18 protein-coding genes are annotated in these 23,993 nt (G+C 51.0%); 4 read left to right on the top strand and 14 right to left on the bottom strand.

The window, feature by feature from the left end:
- Positions 1–12 precede the first annotated feature (12 nt).
- Together E8L90_RS28030 and E8L90_RS28025 are read left to right on the top strand one after the other, a co-directional pair.
- Entirely contained in the window at positions 13–453 is a 441-nt protein-coding gene (locus tag E8L90_RS28030; protein ID WP_137032662.1) for an SRPBCC family protein, read from the top strand.
- Positions 450–1,997: an MFS transporter gene (locus tag E8L90_RS28025; protein WP_137032660.1), complete on the top strand. Its 1,548-nt coding sequence runs from the start codon at positions 450–452 to the stop codon at positions 1,995–1,997. The genes E8L90_RS28030 and E8L90_RS28025 overlap by 4 nt, the downstream gene beginning before the upstream one ends.
- Positions 1,998–2,130: 133 nt before the next feature.
- On the opposite strand, the gene E8L90_RS28020 is transcribed toward E8L90_RS28025, so the two are convergent.
- On the bottom strand, positions 2,131–2,280 hold the full coding sequence (locus tag E8L90_RS28020; protein WP_425267122.1) for a hypothetical protein: 150 nt from the start codon (positions 2,278–2,280) through the stop codon (positions 2,131–2,133).
- Positions 2,281–2,316: 36 nt separating this feature from the next.
- On the opposite strand from E8L90_RS28020, the gene E8L90_RS28015 reads away from it, so the two are divergent.
- Positions 2,317–2,727 (top strand): hypothetical protein, encoded by a 411-nt coding sequence (locus E8L90_RS28015; protein WP_137032659.1) that lies wholly within the window; start codon positions 2,317–2,319, stop codon positions 2,725–2,727.
- 75 nt (positions 2,728–2,802) lie between these two features.
- Here the strand turns inward: E8L90_RS28015 and pyrH are convergent, their stop codons facing one another.
- The 8 genes from pyrH to E8L90_RS27975 form a co-directional block, all read right to left on the bottom strand.
- A complete protein-coding gene (gene pyrH, locus E8L90_RS28010; RefSeq protein ID WP_137032657.1) occupies positions 2,803–3,537 on the bottom strand; it encodes a UMP kinase in 735 nt (244 codons plus the stop codon).
- A 172-nt stretch (positions 3,538–3,709) separates the two neighbouring features.
- Positions 3,710–4,228, bottom strand: a complete 519-nt coding sequence (locus tag E8L90_RS28005) for a ribonuclease FAU-1 family protein (RefSeq protein ID WP_137032655.1) — start codon at positions 4,226–4,228, stop codon at positions 3,710–3,712.
- Between the two features lie 116 nt (positions 4,229–4,344).
- The gene (gene bcaP, locus E8L90_RS28000) at positions 4,345–5,766 is read right to left on the bottom strand and encodes a branched-chain amino acid transporter BcaP (protein ID WP_137032653.1); all 1,422 of its coding nucleotides are present in this window, start codon (positions 5,764–5,766) and stop codon (positions 4,345–4,347) included.
- Between the two features lie 117 nt (positions 5,767–5,883).
- A complete protein-coding gene (locus E8L90_RS27995) occupies positions 5,884–6,351 on the bottom strand; it encodes a DinB family protein (RefSeq protein WP_137032651.1) in 468 nt (155 codons plus the stop codon).
- Between the two features lie 550 nt (positions 6,352–6,901).
- Positions 6,902–10,729: a helicase-exonuclease AddAB subunit AddA gene (addA, locus tag E8L90_RS27990; protein ID WP_137032649.1), complete on the bottom strand. Its 3,828-nt coding sequence runs from the start codon at positions 10,727–10,729 to the stop codon at positions 6,902–6,904.
- Positions 10,698–14,195: a helicase-exonuclease AddAB subunit AddB gene (gene addB, locus E8L90_RS27985; protein WP_137032647.1), complete on the bottom strand. Its 3,498-nt coding sequence runs from the start codon at positions 14,193–14,195 to the stop codon at positions 10,698–10,700. Before addB ends, addA begins: the two co-directional genes overlap by 32 nt.
- Before the next feature lie 15 nt (positions 14,196–14,210).
- A complete protein-coding gene (locus tag E8L90_RS27980; RefSeq protein WP_137032645.1) occupies positions 14,211–17,861 on the bottom strand; it encodes an AAA family ATPase in 3,651 nt (1,216 codons plus the stop codon).
- Positions 17,858–19,099 (bottom strand): exonuclease SbcCD subunit D, encoded by a 1,242-nt coding sequence (locus tag E8L90_RS27975; RefSeq protein ID WP_137032643.1) that lies wholly within the window; start codon positions 19,097–19,099, stop codon positions 17,858–17,860. The genes E8L90_RS27980 and E8L90_RS27975 overlap by 4 nt, the downstream gene beginning before the upstream one ends.
- A 172-nt stretch (positions 19,100–19,271) precedes the next feature.
- On the opposite strand from E8L90_RS27975, the gene E8L90_RS27970 reads away from it, so the two are divergent.
- The gene (locus E8L90_RS27970) at positions 19,272–19,883 is read left to right on the top strand and encodes a hypothetical protein (protein WP_244297431.1); all 612 of its coding nucleotides are present in this window, start codon (positions 19,272–19,274) and stop codon (positions 19,881–19,883) included.
- 32 nt (positions 19,884–19,915) lie between these two features.
- On the opposite strand, the gene E8L90_RS29995 is transcribed toward E8L90_RS27970, so the two are convergent.
- The 5 genes from E8L90_RS29995 to E8L90_RS27945 form a co-directional block, all read right to left on the bottom strand.
- Positions 19,916–20,086 (bottom strand): hypothetical protein, encoded by a 171-nt coding sequence (locus E8L90_RS29995; protein WP_162309020.1) that lies wholly within the window; start codon positions 20,084–20,086, stop codon positions 19,916–19,918.
- Between the two features lie 402 nt (positions 20,087–20,488).
- Positions 20,489–21,403, bottom strand: a complete 915-nt coding sequence (locus tag E8L90_RS27960; RefSeq protein ID WP_137032641.1) for a COX15/CtaA family protein — start codon at positions 21,401–21,403, stop codon at positions 20,489–20,491.
- 122 nt (positions 21,404–21,525) lie between these two features.
- Positions 21,526–22,461 carry a heme o synthase gene (gene cyoE, locus E8L90_RS27955; RefSeq protein ID WP_137032639.1) on the bottom strand — a complete coding sequence of 312 codons (936 nt, stop codon included), beginning with the start codon at positions 22,459–22,461 and terminating at the stop codon, positions 21,526–21,528.
- Positions 22,462–22,548: 87 nt separating this feature from the next.
- Positions 22,549–23,007 (bottom strand): DUF420 domain-containing protein, encoded by a 459-nt coding sequence (locus tag E8L90_RS27950; protein WP_137032637.1) that lies wholly within the window; start codon positions 23,005–23,007, stop codon positions 22,549–22,551.
- A 43-nt stretch (positions 23,008–23,050) separates the two neighbouring features.
- A complete protein-coding gene (locus E8L90_RS27945; protein WP_137032635.1) occupies positions 23,051–23,923 on the bottom strand; it encodes a cytochrome c oxidase assembly protein in 873 nt (290 codons plus the stop codon).
- Positions 23,924–23,993: the final 70 nt, after the last annotated feature.

Here is a 23,993-nt window from a genome sequence, read left to right as displayed (position 1 = left end):
GAGGTTTTGACTGTGAGTGAAAGATCTGCCAAACATTCCACATTTGTCATCGAAAGGAACTATAAGCATTCCCCTGCTCATGTATTCGCTGCATGGGCGGGTCAAGCAGCCAAAGCCAGTTGGTTTCCTAAAGCCGAAGAGTTCGACTTTCGCGTAGGTGGCCGCGAATTCAATCGTGGTGGTCCTCCTGGGGGACCCGTTTACACATTCGATGCCTGCTATCAGGAAATCGTTCAGAATACGCGAATTGTATACTCTTACTCGCTGGACATGGAAGACAAGCGGATGTCTGTCTCTGTGACGACGGTAGAATTCGACTCTGTGGACGGCGGCACGCGCTTGATCTATACCGAGCAGGGCGTTTTTCTGGACGGTCTCGATACGCCTGAACAGCGTGAGCACGGAACAAAGGTGATGTTGGATCAGCTCGGAAAGGCTCTGGACGAGCAATGATAGATGCTGTGTTTGAATCGAGTAACCGGGCCGGTTTGAACGAATGGATCGGACTTGCCGTGCTTTCATTGCCTGCACTGCTCGTTTCGATAGACTTGTCCGTAATGATTCTCGCACTTCCTCACATAAGCGTCTCTATCGGCGCTGACAGTACAGAACAGCTCTGGATCATGGACATTTACGGCTTCATGCTTTCGGGGTTTCTGATCACAATGGGCTCACTCGGAGATCGGCTCGGACGCCGTAAGCTGCTGATGTTCGGCGCAGCGGCATTCGGTTCGGCTTCCGTGTTGGCCGCTTATTCCACCACCTCTGGAATGCTGATTACAGCACGGGCGCTGCTCGGCATAGCCGGGGCGACGGTATCGCCTTCCTCCTTGGCATTGATCAGCAATATGTTCCGCGATCATAAGCAGCGTTCCCTCGCCATAGGCATATGGTTCATGTGCTCCATGGGAGGCATGGCGCTTGGCCCAGTAGTCGGCGGGATGATGCTGGAGCATTTTTCATGGGGTTCGATTTTTCTACTCGGCGTTCCAGTCATGGCGCTGCTGTTGTTGACTGCGCCCCATCTTCTGCCCGAATACCGAGATCCCGCACCTGGTCATTTGGATATAACTAGCGTCATGCTGTCGATGTGTACCATTCTACCGGCAATATACGGCCTTAAGGAAACCGCTAAGCAAGGTCTACAGATCTTGCCGCTCATTGCCATCGTAGCTGGCGTTGTTTTCGGGACGTTATTCGTAAGACGGCAGCAACGTTTGGACAGTCCACTATTGGACTTGCGCCTATTTGCAAACCCCGCCTTCAGCACAGCACTGGGTGGCTTGTTCGGCATCACTTTGACAGGTGCTTCCATGCTCTTCATCGCACAGCATCTTCAATTCGTGGAAGGACTATCGCCGCTTGCGGCAGCGATGTGCATGCTCCCGGGAGTAGTTGCGTCGATGGCAGGCATGTTGTTGTCGCCGATCATTGCCCGGTGGGTCCGACCGTCGCTCCTGATCGGGGCAGGCCTTGTCGTCTCGGCGACTGGTTGTATTCTACTGTCCCAGGTAGAAGCGGGCTCCGGACTCTCTACCCTGATCGTCGGTTATCTCTTTTTTAATGTGGGAGCAGCCCCTTTTGCGAGCTTGTCCAGCGATATCATTATCGGCTCAGCCCCGCCTGCAAAAGCGGGTTCGGCGGCGTCCTTGCTGCAAACGAGCGGTGAATTCGCATTCGCACTGGGTATCGCTGTATTAGGCAGCATCGGAACATACGTGTACCGCATGCAAATTGCCGGCTTCATACCGAGAGATGTTACGCCGTTAACAGCTGGAGCCTCCCGCGAAAGTCTGGCCGGGGCAGTCACGGCTGCTAAAGCTTTACCCGAACCTATTGGTTCAACACTGCTTCATGGCGCCCAGATAGCTTTTACCGACGGCATGCATGCTGTAGTGGCCATTAGTGGCGGGCTCATGATCGCTATCGCCATACTCACCGTAATCAAGCTTCGGCATATCCCCCCCATCGGGCAGAAAACGCCAGGAGAGATGTAATTATTCGCGGTAGTCTAGGACTTTATTTTCTCGTCCTAGGTGCCGCTGTCTCTTTCATCTGAATCTGTCTAAAACTTATATCATGGTTGCGAGACAACCGCTTAACAAACGCAAGCGCACCAACCTTTGCCTCCTACTTATACAATGCCGCAAGCTCTGTGCTAATGTACGTACCTACCTGCTCCCCATGACAAATCTGCGCCATGGCTCCCGGCTGGTCAAAGTTAAACACATGCAGCGGCAATTCGTGGTCTCTAGCCAAAATCATTGCAGCCTGATCCATGACTCTCAAATCTACAAAACAAAAAAGGGTATATTGATGAAATTTCAAATTTTTTGTCTAGTATTACTCTGTTTAATTGGATGTGAAACTAAAGATAGCATTCATTCCTTGTCTTCTTCCTCCGTCGTAGACCGTGATAAACTTGTAGATCAATTTCTTATAATTCACGATTTTAATTCTGGTGAGGAGTTCGACACACAAAAGCTAAAAGAAATACAAAATGATTCAAATCGGCAAGATTATAAAAAAGTGCTCGATGATTTCTTTACACAACATTTGCAAAAAGAGATGGAGTCATTTCAAACTATTAATAAAAGCGAACATGAACGACACATTCTAGTTATAACAAAAGATCGGTGGTTATATAGAGTGAGCTTAAAACAATGGCCAGATAATAATAATATTTGGACAGTAGATATGTATGGTGGTTTACTGCAATCCCAGTAATATACAAAACCCTGGCTTAGTCATACAAAAGGCTGCCTCTTGGATGCGAGACAACCGTTTTGTCAATGCATAAGCCTACTTATACAATGCCGCAAGCTCTGTGCTAATGTACGTACCTACCTGCTCCCCACGACAAATCTGCGCCATGGCTCCCGGCTGGTCAAAGTTAAACACATGCAGCGGCAATTGGTGGTCTCTGGCCAAAATCATTGCGGCCTGATCCATGACTCTCAAATCTCTTCTGACCACCTCGTCAAAAGAAACCTCCACATACTGCTTCGCGGTAGAATCCTTGCGCGGATCGGCAGTGTATACGCCATCTACGCCGTGCTTCGCGACCAAAAGGGCGTTAGCGCCTACCTCGAGCGCCCGCTGGACAGCCGGATAGTCAGTGGTCACATACGGTTGACCATTTCCCCCAGCGAAAATGACCACATGCCCCTTTTCCAAATGATGAACGGCCCGTAGACGAATGTATGGTTCGGCGACTGCGTTGATGGGAACGGCAGTCATGACTCGGACTTCCCGGTTTACGCGGGCCTTCAAAACGCCACGCAGCATCAAGCTGTTGATGACAGTGGCCAATGTACCGATGTTGTCCGCCTCTACCCGCTCGATTCCCCATTGATCGGCCATGTTTCCGCGAAAAATATTGCCTCCGCCGATCACGATGGCTACTTCTACGCCCATATCCAGCAAAGCCAGAATCTCCCCCGCGATATGCTCCAGCTGCACAGGATCAAAACCAAATCCGTTTTCCTTAGCTACCGCTCCACCGCTTAACTTGACCAGAACTCGTTTATACCGCATGGCGCCTCCCCCTACGTTCTTTTCTTTGGAATGGATCACGCTCAACAAAAAAAGAACGAAAGCAAACATCGCCTTCGTTCTTCGAAGCAAAAAGAGTAGATTGGGAACATTCCGTTCTTTTTATTCATTCCCATCCCCTCCTTTTTTTCACTATAGAAAACTCCTCACCATTCTATGCAAAGAAATTGGGAAAGTCAAAGGCATCGCGTTTCCCCGCTAAAATATCCTGTAGCATGCCATCAGCCATCTTTGTGGCAAACTGATGATCCTCTTTCGTAATGGCTCCTTTTATGAGCGCCTCATCGAGTTCATCCTGATCAAGCAGGTATACCTCTCCTGTCGGCAGTACCACGATGTCGAGGTACAAATCGTCATACCAGATATGCCCGTTCTCATCTTTACCATGTCCCCGGCAAATATCAATATACCATTGCACGGTATTCCCTACCTCATCGATCATTTTCGTAACGGCATAAGCTTGACCATGGGGAAAATACTGCAAGTAAACATATCCTCTATCGCCCACACACAGTGTTTGATCCCCGACAGGCATGTAAGCAGGCTCACTTACTTCGTCCAGGGTCAGACGGACAGTGTACCCAGAGAAAGATAAAGCTTCTACCCATTTTTGCTGGTAGCCCAATCGCTTCACGCGTTTCCAACCAGGTCGATCTGCTCGTTTTCGCTTCATAGCCTGCTCTCCTCGCCGTTTTGGTTGCTTTTACTCTACCATGAATGGGATCGCTTGTCAGATAGCAAACAAAGACATGCTCACGTAGAACATGCCTAAACGGATGAACCTGCCCTTTATGTTTGGGAGGAGTCGTCTTTTCTTGCCAAGCGACTGTGTTTGCGCCCATAAAGAAAATAAACAATCGCTCCGACTGACAGCCAACTGAGAAAACCGATCTTGGTCAGCGTAGGCAGGTTGAAAACGAGATATCCGCAAAAAAGAACCGAGAGAAAGGGAACAAGCGGAACAAATGGGACGCGAAAAGCCCGCGGTATTTGTGGATGAGTGCGACGCAGTACAACCAGTCCAATTGAGACCAAAATAAAAGCAAACAGCGTTCCGATGTTGGTGAGCTGGGCCAAGCTAGAGAGGGGCAATAATCCACCGAAGGTTGCTACTAATGTAGCCACGACGAGCGTGCTCTTTTGTGGTACCTGTGTGCGGGGATGTACGTGCGAGAAGAGCTCAGGGAGCAAGCCATCTCGGCTCATCGCAAAAAACATCCGGGCTTGTCCATACATCATGACTAACAAAACGGTCGTGATCCCGACGATAGCTCCCAACGAAATGAAGCCTGCTACCCAGTCCTGATTGACATAGGTGAGCGCAAACGCGACCGGATTTTTGACATTTAACAATTTGTACGGAACAATCCCTGTCAATGTCAGTGAGACTGCAATATACAAAATCGTGCAGACGAGTAAGGAAGAGATGATTCCGATTGGCATGTCGCGCTGGGGATTGCGCACTTCTTCGGCGGCAGAAGACACCGCATCAAACCCGATAAAAGCAAAAAACACCGTTGCGGCACCAGTCGCTACTCCTGCAAAACCAAACGGCATAAATGGACGCCAATTTTCCGGCTTGACATACATGACCCCAACGACGAGGAACAGGACAACTACCGTTATTTTTATTAACACCATGATGGTATTCAAGCTCGCTGACTCTCTCGTTCCCTTCATCAACAAAGCTGTAATGATGACAATAATGAGGACCGCAGGTAGATCGATGATCGTTCCTTTCGATGTATCAAACGCACTCGTAAGCGCATGCGGCAGGTGGATGTTAAACCCGGCTAGCAATCCTTGGGCATACCCCGACCATCCGCTTGCCACCGCAGCACAAGCCACCCCGTATTCGAGAATCAAGTCCCACCCAATCATCCAGGCGACAAGCTCGCCAAATGCCGCATAGCTGTATGTATAAGCGCTTCCTGACACCGGAACAGTCGAAGCAAATTCTGCATAGCAGAGTGCGGCAAACACACAGGCAAGTGCCGCAATAACAAAAGACAAAACAAGTGCCGGTCCAGCATGCAAGGCAGCGGCAACGCCCGTTAACACAAAAATCCCTGTTCCCATGATCGCGCCAATGCCCAGCATTGTCAGGTCAAAAGCACCTAATGACTTTTTGAGAGAGCCTTCGTTTTTATCCACCTGCTTCAGCATTTGCGCAACTGACTTTTTCCTTAGCAATTGATTTTTCCATGACATCTTGTGCGACCTCCCAAGCGGGTCATTCACTTCCAACCGTGATTGAAATCAGTTGGAGTATGATCCGTTTGGAGGAAAATTATGCACATGTGCAGTTTGGATCTGCTTTTGTCAGGGCTAGCTGCGCGCTAACCCGCGCCCAATGACATTGGCGGAAACAGGCGCAATACCGAGCTCTCTCGCCCAAACAGACAACTGCCCCATGTGATGAATCTCGTGGGCGATGACATGACGAAGCAGCTCCCCCTTCGTGTACACTTCATCATCCCAGGCGACCTTTACCGATTCGCTTCCCCTCTCGTCTGACCAATTTTCGATGAAATCACGCAATTCTGGGCGCCAGGCATCTGATAGCTCCTTTACCTTTTCTAGCGTCTTGTACGCTTCGAATGTCACCTGAACATCCGGCTTTCCTTGCACACCCCGAAGCCAGCTATACTCGACGTCAGCAATGTGAAACAAGGTGTACAAAATCGTGCCAGCCCCACCTGTACGCTCGCGTAGCAATTCTTCTGATGGAAGCTGCTTGCACCACTCCATCCATTCGTCCCGTACCTGCCAGTTATACTGGAAAAGCATCTTCATTGAGTTCACTCCTTATCTATTTGAGTAGATGAGTAGGAAAATTCTAACTAATGATAGCACATACGTTCTTATTGTGTGAGATTTTTAGTGGTGGTCTTCTGACAGTAGTGGTCGGGAGAAGCCCTGCCACATGTTTTCCAGTCGCCTGTATCCTCTCTTCGTTCGGGCGGTCTCCTTCCAAACATGTGACAGTGCTTTCGTATGGCTTTGATTTCTTCCGGCTTTTAAAACATTAATGAGGGACACTTCCTTGAATCTATCTTCAAGCAGTTAGCTAAAACCACGTAGGAAGAAGCGCATTTCCAGTCCAAGCGCCTCTGGAGCCCATCCTAGCTTCGAAATGAATGGCGGGGAATTTCAGCTTCACCTATGAAATTCTTCATCGAAACTTCTACGTTTGAAGCGCTCCCGCCATTTATTTCGAAGCGGACAGTCAATCCCCCCTTGCTGGGCGTAGGCCGAAGCGTAGACTGGAAATGCGCTTCTTCCCCTACCACAGCAGCTCTACTAAAAAGACCGCCAGAGCTAATAACTCTAACGGTCCAACATACTATTCCATGCTTTCATCCGAAAACGATAAAGAGAATCCACCTGAGAGTAAATAAAGATAACTAGACACGTTCCCTTTTGGCTTGATGATCTGCTTGATCGCCCGGACATATAGCCTGATCTGGCCTTCGTATCTTCTCTTCATCTCTTCGATGGCTACGGCAGTCGCCTCTTTTGCCATCCAATCTGTCTTGAAATCGATCAGGACGAGGCTTCCATCCTGTTCCTCCAACAAGCAATCAATGACCCCTTGGACGACAACCTGCTCGTTGCTCTCTTCACCTAACTCCGCTTCTACTTCATATGCGGGAAGCACGAGGGTAAATGGCAATTCACGATGCACGAACGCCGCCGACTTCATTCGCTGTCCCAAAGGATCTGCGAAGAATCGGGCGATCTGGGGAACATCTACTGCTTGTACCTGCTCGTCAGTCAAAAAGCGGCGTGCCGCGAGTGACGTCACCTGCTCCCGAATATCCGCTTCATCCAGCGGACGCTTCAAATCGAGGTGCTGGAACACTAAGTGCGTGATTGTCCCTTTTTCTGCTGCTGTCAGTCGATTGGATTTTTGCTCAGACAAAAACTTTGGCTTTCCCGTAATCGACGGTAGTGTGAGTGGCTGTCCGCCTTTGCTGACTTTGGCATGTCGCTTGAGTTCGCTGACACTCCATTTCGCAGCGACTCGAGGCGCAATGGGATGCGGGTCCTGCCATCCTAATCTCTTGGCGACAATCTCTCGCAAAGTATCATCAGACGGTCGTTCCGCGATCGCTTCTCGCATGGTCATGCGCTCCCACAGAGATGCCTCGTCGTTGGCTGACTCTCCTTGGGCACGGAGCTCATCTGCCTGATAGAAGTGAAACGACCAAACCGAATCATCCGGCACACTTCTGACTCTCACGACGTCCCCCGAGCCTTGTTGCTCTGGATACGCCCGCAGCAATCCTGCCCCAGGATGTCTCAACATCGCACGCCCCACCCAGTCCAGATATCCCTTTGCCTGAATCAAATCTTCGTCACTGAGCCGCTCGCTGTCATCTTGTCTGCCCCAGTCCGTCACACTTTTTCCGAGATCCTTGGATGAACCAACAAGAATGAGCTTCTCGCGTGCACGCGTCAAAGCCACATAAAGCACACGCATTTCCTCTGCCAGCATATCCCGACGTAGCTTTTGCCGGATGCCCAGCGCAGCCAGACTCGGATAGCGCAGCTGCATGGAGGGCTCAACAGCCATTGGGCCAAAGCCCAAATCTTTATGCAGCAAAAACTGGCTTTTCAAATCCATCGTATTAAACTGCTTGCCCATGCCCGCTACAAATACAACAGGGAACTCCAGCCCCTTACTTTTGTGGATTGTCATGATGCGTACGACATCCTCGTTTTCCCCGATGGTTCTTGCTTCGCCCATATCATTACCCGCTTCTTGCAGACGGTCAACAAAGCGCAAAAAGCGGAACAAGCCACGATAGGAACCAGCTTCATATTGTCTGGCACGATCATAGAGCGCACGCAAGTTGGCCTGTCGCTGCTGACCGTTTTCCAGAGCCGCGACATAATCGAGATAGCCTGTCTCCCGGTACAGCATCGTCAGCAGCTCCGATAAAGCACCTCTGCGAGCCTCTGTCCGCCATAGATCCAATCGGCCAAAGAACTGTCGCAGCCTTTTCTCCCACGATTCTTGGGGCGGGCGTTCTTCTGCATATTGGAGAACAGCTTGGTGAAACGGCCCTGTCGCGTAGTGAATGCGGATTTGAGCAAGTTGCTCCTCCCGCAAGCCGACGATAGGAGACCGCAATACAGCTGCCAATGGAATGTCTTGGAGCGGGTTGTCAATGACACGCAGCAAGGAGAGCATCGTTTCTACCTCTGTCGCCGCGAAATAACCCGCAGTCTGCTCCGCATAGACGGGAATTCCTGCCGCGTGCAGCTCCTCTTGCATCGTCTGCCCCCAGCCTGAGGTCGCACGAAGCAAAATAACGATATCGCGATAGGCCAGCGGGCGCATTCCCCCTGCCTTTTTATCGAAAACGAGCAGGGGCTCTTCTCCCTCTCCCGGCTCCATCCAGCGGCGAATACGGCTGGCGACTAGTCGTGCTTCCAGCTGTGCAACACTCGCTTCCTCTACGGACTCTCCCTCGGGAATACCTGCTTCGCCCTCATCTGTCGCCTCTGCAACTACCGCCTGACCTTCTTCTGCTATCGCTGTATTCCGGTCGATCAGATGCATTTCTGTCTGCAAACGGTTCGGCTGTGCTTCTGGATAAGACGCGCGGTTAATCAGCTCCGCCGAAGGATCATAACCAATCTCACCTACCCCGTGAGACATGATCTGGCGAAACAAAAAGTTAACGGCATCTACGACTTCCCTTCTACTGCGGAAGTTCGCTGCCAGATCGATACGCCGTCCGATGCAAGCTTCGTCGGCATCACCATCTTTTTGATAGGTCACATATTTTTCGAGAAACAGCTTCGGCTCTGCCAAGCGGAACCGATAAATACTCTGCTTCACGTCACCCACCATGAAGCGATTCGCTGGCTGACCATTCTCTCCATCTCGGGAAACCATTTGCAAGATTGTCTCCTGCACGAGGTTAATATCCTGGTATTCGTCTACCAGCACTTCAGCGAACTGTTCACGCAATTGGGTTGAGATAGACGAAGGAATAGTCTCCCCGGACTCATTCGTTTCGGTTAAAACGCGCAGAGCGAGATGCTCCAAGTCGCCAAAATCGACCAAGCCACGTGAGCGCTTCTCCAATTGAAATGCGTCCGAAAATGCTGTCACCAGCCTTGCCAATGTCTGCATGTGAGGAGCAATCCGCTGCAAATCCGCAACGTACTGCTCGGCTGTCGTAGAAAAGTACTGCTCGATTTGTTCTGCCAGTTCTTTTTTCACGCTGTTTCGCAGGTCTTGCACCTGTTCCTTCACGAGCGGATCTGTGCCTTTCACTGGAGGCAGCCTGGCAAATACAACCCCTCGGACAGCTTCGACGGTTACTTCCCAGCCATCTCTGCAAGCCGCTCCGGCACGCTGAAGGGCAGCCGCTTCCGCCTCAAGCAAAGGCAAATAACCAGCAGGCCCTTCCGGTGAGCCCGCCAACAGAATTGCCCTTTGCATCTTAGCAGTCATTCCACCGAGTGCCAGCTCCACAGAACGCAGCACGCTTCTGGTCCACTCCAGTCCGTCTAGACCATTTTTATCGTGGACCGCAAACATTCCGGCCGCTTCCCCGAGCCATTGTTCTGGTGCCGGATGACTGCGTGAAAACTCATACAGCCGGAGTAGTAGTATGGTGAGGGTATGATCGTCTTGACCATCCAGCATCACATCAGCCAATGCATGAAAATCCGCATCATTCTCGTACCAGCTCTCCAGCTGTTCCTCCAAGACATCCTGACGCAAAAGCTCTCCTTCCATCTGATCAGCAATGCGAAAATCAGGATCGAGGTCAATCAGATAGTAATACTGGCGCAAAATCCCCAAGCAAAACGAGTGAAGCGTCGTAATCGTCGCCCGCTGAAGCAGCGCCAGTTGTCGACGCAGATGAGAAGAGTGCGGGTCATCTTTCAATGCTTTTCGCAAGGCATCGCCAATCCGGTGACGCATCTCTGCCGCTGCCGCATTGGTAAAGGTCACCACCAACAGCTGATCCACTCCAACCGGGTCCTTCTCGTCCATGATGCGTCGGATAATCCGCTCAACCAGGACGGAGGTTTTCCCAGAGCCTGCCGCAGCTGCCACCAGGAGATTATTCCCGCGCTGGATAATCGCTTGCCATTGCTCGTCCGTCCATTGTTCAGGCTTGGCCTGCAATTGTTGATCCGCCATCGGTCATTCCTCCTTCTCCTGCCATCTGCTGCTCTGCCAGCATGCTCCATATTTGCTTGTTGTTCCATTTGGCAAGCTGTCGGTGCTCATTCCCGCCTGCATCTCCGTCGAATTTACATACTGGCTTGTACGAGCAGTAATCGCAAGCAGTCATCGTCCCGTTTGTGTACGGTTCGATCTGGATTTCCCCGTTGGTCATGCGCGTACTGATTTGCTTCACGGTATCGCGAACATAGGAGGTCAAGGCTTGGAACTGCTCGGCTGTTGCCACAGATGATCGCGATGAAAGCGTTCCGTCCTTTTTGATTTCAAATGGCACCAGCTCTGACGCCCCTTGTTCTACATAGCCATCCATCATTCGAGCCAGCTCTGGGTCTGCGAGCATTAAGCCTTTCATGCGCAAGCGCTTTGCCCGCTCCTTTGCTGCTTCGTCTGCCGTTAACAATCGTTTTGCTGTCACAAAAGGATCGGCTACCTGATAGTAGAAAACGCCCCCCATTTCGGCTTTTTTCCCTAGCCATTCCTCCGCATTCGCCACGACAACATCGAGATAGACGAGCAGTTGCAAGTTCAGGCCATTCCAAACGTCGGAGAGAGACAGCTGCTTGGGACTGGACTTGTAGTCAATCACGCGCAAATATGGGACCTCACTATCCAGTGATTGGTCAACGCGGTCAATCCGTCCGATTAGCTGAAGGTCCACGCCATTTTCAAGTGTTAAAGCCAATCCTGGCAAATCTGAATTCGGCCCAAACGAAACCTCCAGTCCTACTGGAGCAAAGCGGCTGCGCTTCGCATGCTCTCCGAGTACGTAAATCGCGCGGCCAACTGCCCGCTTTAGTTTGCCGGACAAATAACGATACCGGGCTGTCCGCGTCAAAATGCTGCTGCGAGTCGCAGGAACCAGTTCTTCTACAACCACATTTGCAAGCTGCATGCTATTGTCTTCCGTCAGCTTGCTCCACTCCAGATTGTCTTCATTCATTTTTTCAACGGCTAGCTTGAGTGAAGCATGGAACAGCTCTCCCACATCGAAACGCTCCAGCTTGTACATCGTTCTCTCCGCCAATCTGAGACCGTGGGAAGAAAAATGCGAGAACGGACATGACTGGAACCGTTCCAGACGAGATACACTCATTTTTAGTTGTTTGCCGTACAAGGTCGTGCTCGTTTCCAAATCCAGCTCCTGCGGGCGATTGAAGTAGCGCAAGCCGGACAACAGCCATTGCTCCCGTTTGACATCGGGAGAAGCGCGAATATACCAGTCGTATACCTCCCACCAAAAGTCTGGCAGCTCTCCTGTTTTCTTCATCGATCGCAATAGCGTCAATAGATGGCGGAACACACGTCTCGGATGACCGAGCAAGAATGCATCGGTCTCGTACTGCCCCGTCGGTTCGTTATAAAACACCTGATGCGGGATATCCGGCAGCACTTCCCGGATGCGGGTGAACACAGAGGAAGGCAGCAGTGCCTTGCCCTCTTCATCCGCCAACGCACAGCTCAGGATCAGCCTCTCCGACGGTCTCGTCATCGCCTGGTACAGCAGGTAAGGCTCAGCCATCAGCCGTTGCTTCGCACTCGGTGCCAGAGACATGCCCATTTCAGCCAGTCGCTCACGTTCCGCCTCATCCAGAATTCCTTCTTCTTTTGGACGCAACGGAATAATGCCCTCGTTTACCCCAAGCAAAAACAGAGCTTTGACATCCGGTTGACGGGAGCGCTCCATGGCCCCGATCAGCACCTGATCCAGTGCCGGGGGAACGAGTCCCAATTCAATCGTCTCCAGACCGCTGTCGAGCACACGGGCAAATGTCGCCAGGTCCATGCTCTCGTCGCCCATGACCTCCACGACCTGATCCATCAGCTCGATCAATCCCGTCCATACTTGTCCGTGCACCTGTGCTGCATCGAGATCACCGTCATTTTCTGCCTGTCGCTGCCAATTCTCCAGCTTGTTTGGCACATCCAGCGCGATCAGAAGGTTGTACAGGGCAAGGGTCATTTCCTGTACGTTTTTACCCGTTGCTTGCTTCATCTCTTTTTCAAAGGACAGGAGCGGCGCTGCGTATTTGCGTCTCAACTCATCGATTTTCGCGTCTTCCTCAGCGCCAGCTTGCCCGCGGAAATGCCAAGCAGATTCTTCTGCCCATTGATAGCCAAAGACACCATGAGCCAGCACGTAGTTTTCCAATCTGTCGATTTCCTTGCGAGCTGTATGCTCATCGGTGATATCCAGCAGAAGCAGGTCTGTTTTCAAGCAGCGGAAAACAGCGTCGTACCGCCACCTCGTAACAATGACCTCCAATGCCGAGCGAACTAGCTCGACCAAGGGATGATGCATGACAGAACGCTTCTGGTCCAAGAAGTGCGGGATGCCGTATTCGGTAAACACAGCCGATATCTCATCAGCGTACGTCCCGATTTCCCGAAGCAAAATCGCCATGTCCTTCCAGCGGTACCCCTCTTCTCTCGACAGAGTCAGGAGCTTCAGCGCCACAGCCTCCACCTCTGCCCGCCTGTTCACTGCTGAGAGCATCGTCACTTCGTCCGCTCGTCCGGGCTGATCCGGGATCGGGGGGTCTCCCCATTGGAAATACACTTGTTCGACCTGACGCAGCCATGGACTGCTCTTGAATCGCTGTGCCTCGGTCAATAAAAGCGGCTTGGCGATTGATACACTCGATTCACGCGCCATCAGTGTCAAGGCTTGATATGTTCGCAGTGTAGGGTGAAACAGCCCTAGTTCATCCACAGAAGCGTCACGTTCATTCGGGTCAAGCGTCAGCGCAATTGTCACCTGCTTGGCGTGCTGCATCAGCTGATCGATCAAGCGCAGCTCTTGATTCGTAAACCCGGTGAAGCCATCGATAAATATTTCAGCCTGCTTGATGTACATGGAATCACGCACCATCGTGGCCACTCGGTTCAGGATGTCGTCTGCATCACAATATCCCTCTGACAAGTAAGCCTCGTACGCATTCATAATCAAGCGAAGGTCATGTACTTTTTGATTGAGATTGGCTCCTCCCCATTCCACATTCTCGGAATGGGTGAAGGATACCCCATACGATTTGCACTCGCTAATCAAACGACCGAGCTGAGAAGCAAACCCAGGCTGCGTCGCCGAGCGCCCAAATACGTTCAGCTCTTCTTTGTGTCGCTCCAAAAGCATGCGTAAAACCATATGCTTACCCAGATCGTCGACAGGCACGGTAGTCAGATCGCCCAGCTCCTGCATAAGCCTGTGAGCCAATCGACCGAAGCTGAGCACTTGCGTCCCCATCACACCGCCCAGCTCTGGCAGTGTAGCTAGCGCATACTCTTCCTGAAAGCTGGCCTGTTCCGGCACGAGCAAAATCATAGGCGAACCCAACGGCTTTTCCCGCAGCCGGGCTTGTATCTGCCGATGGATCGATTCTGTCTTCCCCGTTCCTGCCCGTCCCAGTATAAATTGGACTGCCATGATTTTTCCCCTTCCCTACTCCATTTCCAGATGCAGCATGCTTCCTTTTCCCATCGGTTCTGCTGGTGTCACGACCAGACGACGCGGCATGCGCACACGTATTTCCGGGACGTGGCTAATGACCCCGATGGTAAAATCGTCCATGCGCAGTCGCTCAAGCGCATCCATAACGACTTCCAAAAGCTCCGGATCGAGTGTTCCAAAGCCTTCGTCCAGGAAGAAAAACTCCAAGCGTCCGCCACGCATTTGAATCTCCATCGACAAGGCAAGAGCCAGCGACAAGGAGGTCAGGAATGTTTCCCCGCCAGACAATGTGCTTACTGGACGGCGCATTCCTCCAGCTCCCTCATCCCGCAAAACAAATTCGCCCTCGTCGCCGATTTCCAGCCCGTAACGATTGGCGGTCATCCGCTTCAAGTGATAAGAAGCGTCTCTTGCGATTGATACCAGTTTTTCCTCCGCAATGAACTGGACAAACGCCTTGGCTTCAAACAACTTTTTCAACTCTTCCAAGCGGCTCTGCTCATCCTGCTGCTGTACCATCTCTTTGTGAAGCTCTTGCCATTTGTCATGATTTTTTTCCATGCGATCCACATGCTCTTTGGCGACAGCGACTTGCTTTTGCGCCTCTTGGAAGGCTTGCTCCCATTGCTCCCACGCCTCTTTTGCAGTGGTGAGCTCTTCTTGCGTAAACGAACGGCCTGCTACTGCTTGCTGTAGCCTTTCTTCCTCGTAACGAAGCTGCCCTGCGATTCGCGTGTAAGCCTCGACTTTTTCCTGTGCCTGTGGCAATTGCTCGCGCTCTGCGTACCGTTCCCGTACGTACTCAATAGTACCAAGACCTGTTTCCTGCAAGCCTTGGTACAATGTCTCGTGAGCTTCCGTGCGTTGCCGCGTGAGGATGGCCAGCGTCTCCGAATATTTGACTAGATTGTTTTGCACCGTTTCCCGCGCTTCGGCGGTCTCTTTGCGCTTTGCCTCTGCCAGCGTAACTGCCTGACGCAAGCCGAGGAGAGAATCCTCTACCCTTATCAAACACTCCTGCGCAGTAAGTCCCCCCGTGCGTTCCAGCCATTGGGCATGCTTTTGTTCCCACATGCGCTTTCTATCTTCAAGCTTTTCCTTTAGCGCCGCTTCCCGCGATTTGCCCTCTACCTTGCGCGATTTGGCTGCTTCTACCTGCATCGTCAGCTTTCCACGCAGCGTTTCTTTCTCTGATCGAACCTGCTGCAGCTCTGCTAAACGGCGATCTGATTTTCCGATTTCCTCGTAGCGCTGTTCGATTTCCTCGATGGGAAGCTCATTGCGCTTCGCGTCCAGTTCTTCTCTCGCATGCTTTTCTTGCATGGTTGCAGCGTCCAAACGAGCTTTATTGTCATGGATTGCCTTCTGTGCCTGCTCGAGCAACAGCGTGCTCCGCTCCATCAAGCGTTTCTTTTCCGCTTCTTCCTCACGCAAGGTCTCCAGCTGCTGCTGCAATTGCTCACGCTCTGCTTTTAGCCGCTCTCTTTCCGCTTGCTTGGTGATCAGTTCTTTTTCCTCGCGCTGATAGACGGCGATCAGCTCTTCGAAAGAATCCACGATCCAAGGCTGTCCGTACCCGCGACACTCTGCCTTGATCGCTTCCAAGCGCGCTTCCAGCTGTTCCTGTTCAGCCTTTACGCTTGCTAGGCGCTCATCAAAAGCAGCAAGCGCTCCCTTTGCTGCCAACCAAGCTTCCTTGGTCTTGCCTGCTTCTTGTTCAGCCGCACGCAATGCCTCTTCTGACGCTTTGATTCGAGCACGCAGGGCATCACCCTCCGTCCCCGCTTCAGACGCTTTTGTATGGTTCTGGTGGCCGTGTGGGTGGTGTTCGGAACCACATACCGGACACTCTCTGCCTTCCTCTAAACGTTCGCGCAAAAATCGCGCCATGTTTTCCTGCTGCCAGCGTTCCCATTCTTGGCGCAGCTCATCTCGCTGGGTCAGTTGACTTTTCACAAGTGCTTCGCTTGTCTCTACTGCCCGCGTCAGCTCTTGATTGCGCTCATCCAACTGCTTACGCTCCTGGACGATTTGTTGCGACTTCTCCTGCCAGGATGAGAAAGCCTGCAATACTTCCCGCCACTGGCGACCTACCTGCTTCATGTCTGCCAGTACATTTCTTGCTTTCTCCCATTCTGCTTCGCTCATCAAAGCCGAGTCGGCTGGTGCTGCCAGCTCTTCTCTTTTTTGTGCCAAGCGATTCGCACACGCTTCCCAGCTGCGCTTGTGCTCATCGGCAGTATGGGTCGCCGCATGAATGTGCTCCTGTGCAGTGAGTTGTTCTTTTTCCAGCTCACGTACCTTGGCATGGTCCCGTTCCCACTGCTGTTTCGCTTCTCTGGCTGCCCCTATTTGTGCTCGCCATTCAGGAGAAATCGTGACCTGTTTCATCTGTTCTTGCAGATCCGCCCACGCAAGCTCCCAGTTTTTTAATTCGGCTTCATCCTTTTCCAGCTGTTGTTCTATGTTGGTCAAGGCGACTGAGACTTCATTCCACTCTCGCTCCAGACCTGTCCACTCTTCCCGGATCGCCTTTAGCTCCTCTTCCCACTCCTGTGCCTGTACCAGCCTGCCCTTTTGCTGAATTAGTAACGGCTCCTGTACAGCCAACTCGGCATGGACCTTCTGATACGCCTGCTCTGCCTCATCTACAGCCAAACGAGCACTCTCCTGTTGTTCGCGGCTGCGTTCCAATGCCGTACCAGTCGCATGCCATTCCTGATCCATCCGCTCATATTGCTGGAGTAATGGCCACAGTCGAATACTCGATTCCCACTCGCGAATCTTCGCCATTAGGGATGCCATTTCCGCTTCATTTGCTTCCTGCTGCTGTAGTTGGGCCTGGACTTGCAATAGCTCCTGATGCCACTGGTTAAGCTGCTCCAGCTCCTTGAGCTTCCCGGCTAGCTCCTGTTTTTGCTGAGTGAATTCCTGCTCTTTTTGCGCAGCTTCCTCCCACGTTTGTCTCGCCAGCTCCAAGGCTTCCGGACCTGCGTCACCCAGAGCTGCACTCGCCAGTTGCAAACGATGCATCTGTTCCTTGACCTGCTCCAACGCGTGCCGTACCCGCTCACTCAGCTTTTCCCCATAAATATGTAAGCGGAACATTCGCTGCAGCATCTCATTGCGCTCACTGCCCTTCAGCGTCAAGAATCGGGAAAATTGACCCTGTGGCAAAACGACCGCCCGGGTAAAGTCCTGCAAAGTGAGACCAATCAGTGCCTCAATCGCGGCAGTCGCGGACGTGGCCTTGGACTCCAATACGACATCCGGCTCTCCGGTCAAGGCTCCCGACTGAATCAACCTCACTTCCGGCTGTCGCTTGTTCCCCTTTTTATCCAGGCCAAATTCCCGTTCCACCGTATATTGCTTGCGCTCATCGCCAGTCCCCAGCTCAAAGGTAAAGGAAACGAAAATGCGCTGCTCCAGCTGGTTCAGTACTTCTTTCGGATGGTTACCCCCGCCCAGTCGGACGACCTGCCCATACAACGCTAGTGTGATCGCGTCCAAGATCGTCGATTTCCCGCTTCCAGTCGGGCCGAATATCCCAAACAATCCCGCCTGACATAGCATTTCGAAATCGACCTCTTGCATTTCTCGATAGCTGTGCATCCCTGCCAGCTTCAATCGTATCGGTCTCACTCTTCTTCCCCCTCTCCTCCGTTTTCTGCCAATAGACGCTGGAACAAGGTCACGAGCTGCTCATCCGGCTCTGCTCCCCTCTTTCGTTCATAGAAGCGCTTGAACAATTGATCGGACGTAAGCTCTGTCAGCTCGACCCGCTGTTCCTCTTCCTCCTCACGATCTTCCCTCACGACAACACGCTGTATTTTCAAGAAATCATCCGATAGCTTGCGGACACGCTGAAATTCTGCCGGGTCGATCACGCCAGATACATGCAGCTCCAAGTCAATCCACGCCCCTGCATCGCGCCCCTCTTCCAACCAGCGCTCGACTTGCTCGATTCCCTCTGTCGCCCTCCAACGTGCCAATGGTCGTGCGCTCGTCAAATAAATGATCTCCTCACGCACTTCTTGCCCTGGCTCCACCTCGACGAGTACGACTGCCTTGCTCTGACCTGCTTCGGAAAAGCTGTACGAAATCGGTGAGCCGCTGTAACGCACCAACGGCTTGTCACTGAGCTTTTGCAGTCGATGGAGATGGCCGAGTGCCACATAATCAGCGTTCTTCGGAAAAGCCTGCGGCGATACAGTCAACGCTCCCCCAATTTGAATCGGTCGCTCGGAATCCGTTTCTTTACCGCCCATGACAAATAAGTGACTTGTGACCAGGTTAACCGTATCCTCGCGAAAATGAACAGACAGATCAGCAAGCAATTGTGCAATGCGCTCGGAAAAAGCAAGCTGCATCTGCTCCTGGGTAAAGCTTTCGCTCAGCAGCTCCTTTAATCGCGATTCAGAAGGATAAGGCAAAGCCAAAATGACTGCATTCGCAGCGCAGCCAGGAATCTTCATTTCCAGCCAAGAAGGGCCTCCCTGCACAATTTGCACGCGATCAGACGATGCTTCCTGCGTCAGCAGTGGTGCTTCCTTTGGTAACCCCAACAAAACGATCCCGTGCTTTGTGGCAAGCGGCGCTGCTGCTCGCACCCGCTCAGGCTGGTCATGGTTCCCCGCGATCACGACAACACCTCGCCTGCCTTCCGAGGACAAGCGCTCCAATGCATCATAAAAAAGCTCTTCCGCCCAAGCAGGCGGATTGACCGAATCGTATACATCTCCAGCAATGAGAACCAAATCTACTTCCCGCTCATCAGCGATGTGACAAAGCTCGTCCACAAAAGCTGTTTGTTCTATCCGTCGGTCCCGCCCTTCCAGCTGCCTCCCGAAATGCCAGTCGGCTGTATGCAATATCCGCATGACTACTATCACTCTCCACGATCATGTGTTTGCTTTTCATTGTAACAAAAGACAGCGCCGTTCGCGGTTGAAATTTACTCCACTTCCCCGTAACTTTTACTCCTGACTGCTCGTCGTCCAACTGAAAAGGTCGCCATTGATCGATCTCATCCCGGAAAGGAGCTCGTTACCGTTGCGTAATTCCCGCCTGTTTCTCACCCTGACAGTAGGACTTGCCGCCTCCAGTCTCGTCCTCACTGCCCCCTCTTCCCTTGCCTCCAAGGAGCCTACCAGAACCCAAGTAATGGAATGGATTAACAAGCAAGCCAAAGATCCAATTGTTACCGACAACTTTGATTTTCAGCTTGTCAATCTCGATGATGACCCGGAACTAGAAATTGTCGCCAAGCATAACGGCAGCGTACATATCGGGAATTTTTACATCCTTGATCAAAAGCCTGATCGTACGTACGCCCTCATCGCAGAAGAGGAATGGAATCCCCCGCGCCTGCAATTGGATCATTGGGACTATACGCGTGAAGTGAATCACTCCGAGATCGACAAAAATGACGACGCCAAACCACGTTTGCTCGCAGAAAAACGAGTATTTGAAACCGTCCAGCATACTGGCGGATCAGGCATATCGGTCTACGAGGCGAATCTGTGGTATTTAGACAAAGGTCATTTGGTCAAGGCATGGGAAGGACTGCTACGGGAAACGGTTTCGGTACCGGGTGGTCAACTATTCCAGACGATCGGCAGTTATCAAATCGTACAAGATGACGAAGCAGGAGCTAAATCCTGATACAGGTGAAATACTGCCGGGCAAGCCTAAGACTACATTGCAAATGTATCGTTGGGAAAATGGTGTTTTTGCTCCTTTGAATGTTGAAAAACCGTCTGGGCAATAGCCTGACGGTTTGTAAATTCGCTGTCTTCTATCGTGACTGTTGTGGTGGAGTCGAAGCCCTGCCACATGTTCTCCAGTCGCCTTTTTCCTCTCTGCATTCGGGCGGTCTCCTTCCGAACATGTGACAGGGCTTTCCAACAGCTTTGTATCTGCTCCGCTACGTTTACACCATCGTGAAAGTAGGACATGAAGCATCTTTGAATCCACTCGCAAATGGTTTTATCGAAAGTCGCGTTGGAAGAAGTGCATTTCCAGTCCAAGCGCCTCTGGAGCCCTACCCAGCGCAGAAATAAATGGCGGGGAATTTCAGCTTCACTTATGAGATCCTTCTCCGAAACTTCTACGTTTGAAGCGCTCCCGCCATTTATTTCGGAGCGGACGGTGAATCCCCCTTGTGGGGCGTAGGCCGAAGCGTAGACTGGAAATGCACTTCTTCCCCCACCACAGCCACTTAATATAAAAATAGCTGCACTCCCACGAATCAGGAGCGCAGCTTTCTCTTATCTTCTCAGCTTTTCATTTGTCGGCGACTTCAACGTCTGCAAGCACATGTAGCAGATGATCCCGAACAAAATCGTGATAATCATGGAGTGAGTCAGCGTAGCGTACAAGTGAAGCTTGTAAATAATAACGAAGCCCCCGCTGAACACCTGCGCGATGCAAAGAATAAAGCTCAAGATACTCGCACCGTACAAGTCACGCCGTTTTTCCTTGAAATGACGTATGCAGTAAATCATTGTCCCCAACAACAAGAATCCCAACACCATCGCAGCGATTCTGTGGGCAAAATGAATACCTGTCTGTCCGTACAACTCTGGGATGACCTGTCCCTGACACAGTGGCCAGTCACTGCATGCCATACTTGAACCCGTATGTCTGACATACGCTCCCAGATAAACGACAGCGTACGTATAAATGGCGACGAACCACATCCAGTTGCGGAAGCCTTTTGAGACGGTCGTTTTCACCAAGCTTTGCGTTTTTTCTCGTTGATAAACGAACACACTCAACAAGAACACGCCTGTATAAGCAAGCAAGGAGAATCCAAAGTGCAGAGCCAAAACAGATGAGGACTGTGGCCAAATAACGGCAGAAGCGCCAAGAATGGACTCCACTACGATGAAAAACAACCCAAAAATAGCGAGATTGCGAACTTCTTGGTTGTCTTTGTAATAGCGCCAGCAAAGTACAGAAAAAATCGCGACAACAATACCGGCAACACCTGTAATCAGGCGATGAGAATATTCAATAATGGATGCCAACGTGTATTCCGGAACCCATTTACCGTTGCACAGTGGCCAGTCATTTCCACAGCCAAGTGCTGAATCTGTCTTTGTAACAAGCGATCCGGCTACCATCACGATAAACATGATCAAGGTAGCAAGAAAAGCTAATGGCTTCAGCCATTTTCCCATAGTAAGTCACCCTGTTTCTTGTGAGGATCAAACAACCCCTCGTTCTATGTCCTCTTTTACGATAATGAAACATCCCCTGCTAAGCAAGGGATGTTCCGTGAACATTTAGTGAGTGTTTCGTGTCAATAATAGTTAACCATGGTACTAATGACGATCGCTGCACAAAACACGGTTAAATAAAGAATGGAATAGCCGAACAGTTTGCGTGCCCAAGCAAGATCATCCTTGGTCTTGAAGCCTTGTAAAAGCAGAACCATGTACACAATCCCCATTACACCCATGACGAGCAAATACACATAGCCTAGACTAGCATGGACAAACAGCAGCAAAGAAGCCGGTAACAACACTGAACCCCACAACACCATTTGTCGCTTCGTCTCGGCAAAGCCTTTTACTACCGGTAGCATCGGCAGATTTCCTGCACGGTATTCTTCTGTTTTCAGCATGGCCAGCGCCAAAAAATGGGGAGGCTGCCACAAAAACAAAACCAGGAACAGCAGCCAAGCAGTCATGTCCATGGTCTCTGTTACTGCTACCCACCCAATTACCGGAGGAGCTGCACCTGAAATACCGCCAATCACCGTATTCAGAGTTGTCACTCGTTTCAGCGGCGTGTAAATCAGCACGTAAAAAATGTGGCCAATCAATCCCCAAACCGCCGCCAATGGATTCGCATATACAGCCAACACAGTAACCCCTGCCAACAGCAGGCCAATTCCTAAGAGGATCGCGTTACGTGCAGAAATTCTTCCGGTCGCTACCGCCCGATGTTGCGTCCGCTTCATTTTTTTGTCCAGATCACGGTCGTAGAAATTGTTTAAAGCCGCACCCGACATAATGACCAAAGCGGTTCCTAGCATGGTAAAAAAAGCCAGTTTCCAGTTCGGATAACCGTAGGACGCTAACCATAAAGCAGCAAAAGTGGTCATCAAGTTTGACAGGGTAATGCCAGGCTTTGTCAGTTGTACGTAATCCCGAAAGGTAGCAGGTGCTACCGGCTGTGTCTGCAAAGAAGCATCGGCATCAAGCGATTCCTGCACGGTCATTTGCTGGTCCACGTTTTGTACCTCCTGTTTCCTTCTATCTGAACGTCCAAATCATGACTGGATAACTACCTACATTGTATCCAATGCCAATAAATCTACTTACTTACCAAAAATTACATCCAACACGTCAGACGTCTCGCCACCTGGATAAATCCAGTACAGCAGCAGATAAACCACGGCTCCTGTAATGGAAGTGACAAACCAAACAATGGACGTCCAAGGACCAATCTTACGATGAGAAGCATAGTTTTTCGTGTAAGCGTATCTGAGTGTAATCAGACCCATCACACCACCGACTGTTGCCAGAACGATGTGGAAGAACAAGAATGTCTGATAGATTGGCTTGATGCTGTCTGGTCCGCCAAAATGCGTGTTTCCGATAAAAGCCGTTCTGGAAACGTACGTGATAAAAAAGATCGTGGCACAGATCGCAGCCCATTTCATAATCTTCATATGCTTTTCTACTTGTTTTTTCGCAATGGCGTACCAGCCAATCGCAACGAGAATGCCACTAATGACGATAAAAGCCGTACTTACCGTAGGCAATAGGAGCCCCATTTTTTCACCTCATTCAACAAACGTTTCTGCTGTTCACGCGTATTTAAAAAGTCGGCTTTTCAGCACCAAAAGATTGATCCATTGGCATGTCATCCTGCTTCTCTGCCTTGTACCAATGGTAGAAGACATAGGCCAGCACACAGCCGTAAACAAGCTCCTGTACTAGCTTCATAATGATTCCGCCAAGTCGCTGATCGTTAAACGCGTCGAGGCTTTGGAATAGCTGTGGAGAAGCTATATACGTAGCATACAGGGGTTCCGAGGCAAAAATAATCAGCGCACAGGCTGGCGTAATCAAGACACCGTTTGCAAAAACATACGACAGTTTTTTCAATCCGGCCAGTTGTCGCTTGTTATCAGACAACGGACTCACAATCGGCCACCACATCGCAAATGCGGCAATCACGAGAATGACATGATAAAACGTCATCCACTCATGGTTGATCGCGACGGCATCAAAAATAAACGGAACATGGTAAAACGAAAACAGTGAGTTAAAAAACAGCGCTGCCACTAACGGATGTGTCAAAGAGTTTAGGATAAGCTTCAACGCTTTCGGACGAAAAATCTTGGCCAAAAGCCATTCAGGCATTGCCAGAAGCATGAGCGGTGGTAGAGCAAAGTACAAGATCGATTGTTGAAGCATGTGCAAACTAAACATGTAATGATGGCCGTAATAACTGATAGGGCTTCCTTGTGCGGTATAAAACAACACGATTGCCAGCACAAAAAGCAATCTTTGCTTGCCAGTCGCCGGTGTAGCGTTTTCAAAACGTTTATGCATTGGACCGGTTACGAGAAAGTAGGCAGTAGTCACGAGCAACGACAAAAGCATCACATCCGGACTCCATAAATCCGAAAAGGTTGCTGATCCGGTAGCCGATGACATCTCGTGCATTTGATGTACATTTCCCAAGTTTATACCCTCCCTTCCAAGTGTAAAATCTTGGACGTTGCCACATACGCTGGGCGTCGTCATATGTACA

This window comes from Brevibacillus antibioticus (assembly GCF_005217615.1).
Lineage (GTDB): Bacteria > Bacillota > Bacilli > Brevibacillales > Brevibacillaceae > Brevibacillus > Brevibacillus antibioticus.
Note: the sequence above shows the minus strand (reverse complement) of the source record. Positions and strands in the feature narration are given on the sequence as shown.

Bases quoted from the DNA above. Each gene is read 5' to 3' on its own strand.
- E8L90_RS28025 (WP_137032660.1), top strand. From the start codon at position 450: ATGATAGATGCTGTGTTTGAATCGAGTAACCGGGCCGGTTTGAACGAA.
- E8L90_RS28020 (WP_425267122.1), bottom strand. From the start codon at position 2,280: ATGGATCAGGCTGCAATGATTTTGGCTAGAGACCACGAATTGCCGCTG.
- E8L90_RS28015 (WP_137032659.1), top strand. From the start codon at position 2,317: ATGAAATTTCAAATTTTTTGTCTAGTATTACTCTGTTTAATTGGATGT.
- pyrH (WP_137032657.1), bottom strand. From the start codon at position 3,537: ATGCGGTATAAACGAGTTCTGGTCAAGTTAAGCGGTGGAGCGGTAGCT.
- E8L90_RS28005 (WP_137032655.1), bottom strand. From the start codon at position 4,228: ATGAAGCGAAAACGAGCAGATCGACCTGGTTGGAAACGCGTGAAGCGA.
- bcaP (WP_137032653.1), bottom strand. From the start codon at position 5,766: ATGTCATGGAAAAATCAATTGCTAAGGAAAAAGTCAGTTGCGCAAATG.
- E8L90_RS27995 (WP_137032651.1), bottom strand. From the start codon at position 6,351: ATGAAGATGCTTTTCCAGTATAACTGGCAGGTACGGGACGAATGGATG.
- addA (WP_137032649.1), bottom strand. From the start codon at position 10,729: ATGGCGGATCAACAATTGCAGGCCAAGCCTGAACAATGGACGGACGAG.
- addB (WP_137032647.1), bottom strand. From the start codon at position 14,195: ATGGCAGTCCAATTTATACTGGGACGGGCAGGAACGGGGAAGACAGAA.
- E8L90_RS27975 (WP_137032643.1), bottom strand. From the start codon at position 19,099: ATGCGGATATTGCATACAGCCGACTGGCATTTCGGGAGGCAGCTGGAA.
- E8L90_RS29995 (WP_162309020.1), bottom strand. From the start codon at position 20,086: ATGCAGAGAGGAAAAAGGCGACTGGAGAACATGTGGCAGGGCTTCGAC.
- E8L90_RS27960 (WP_137032641.1), bottom strand. From the start codon at position 21,403: ATGGGAAAATGGCTGAAGCCATTAGCTTTTCTTGCTACCTTGATCATG.
- E8L90_RS27950 (WP_137032637.1), bottom strand. From the start codon at position 23,007: ATGGGGCTCCTATTGCCTACGGTAAGTACGGCTTTTATCGTCATTAGT.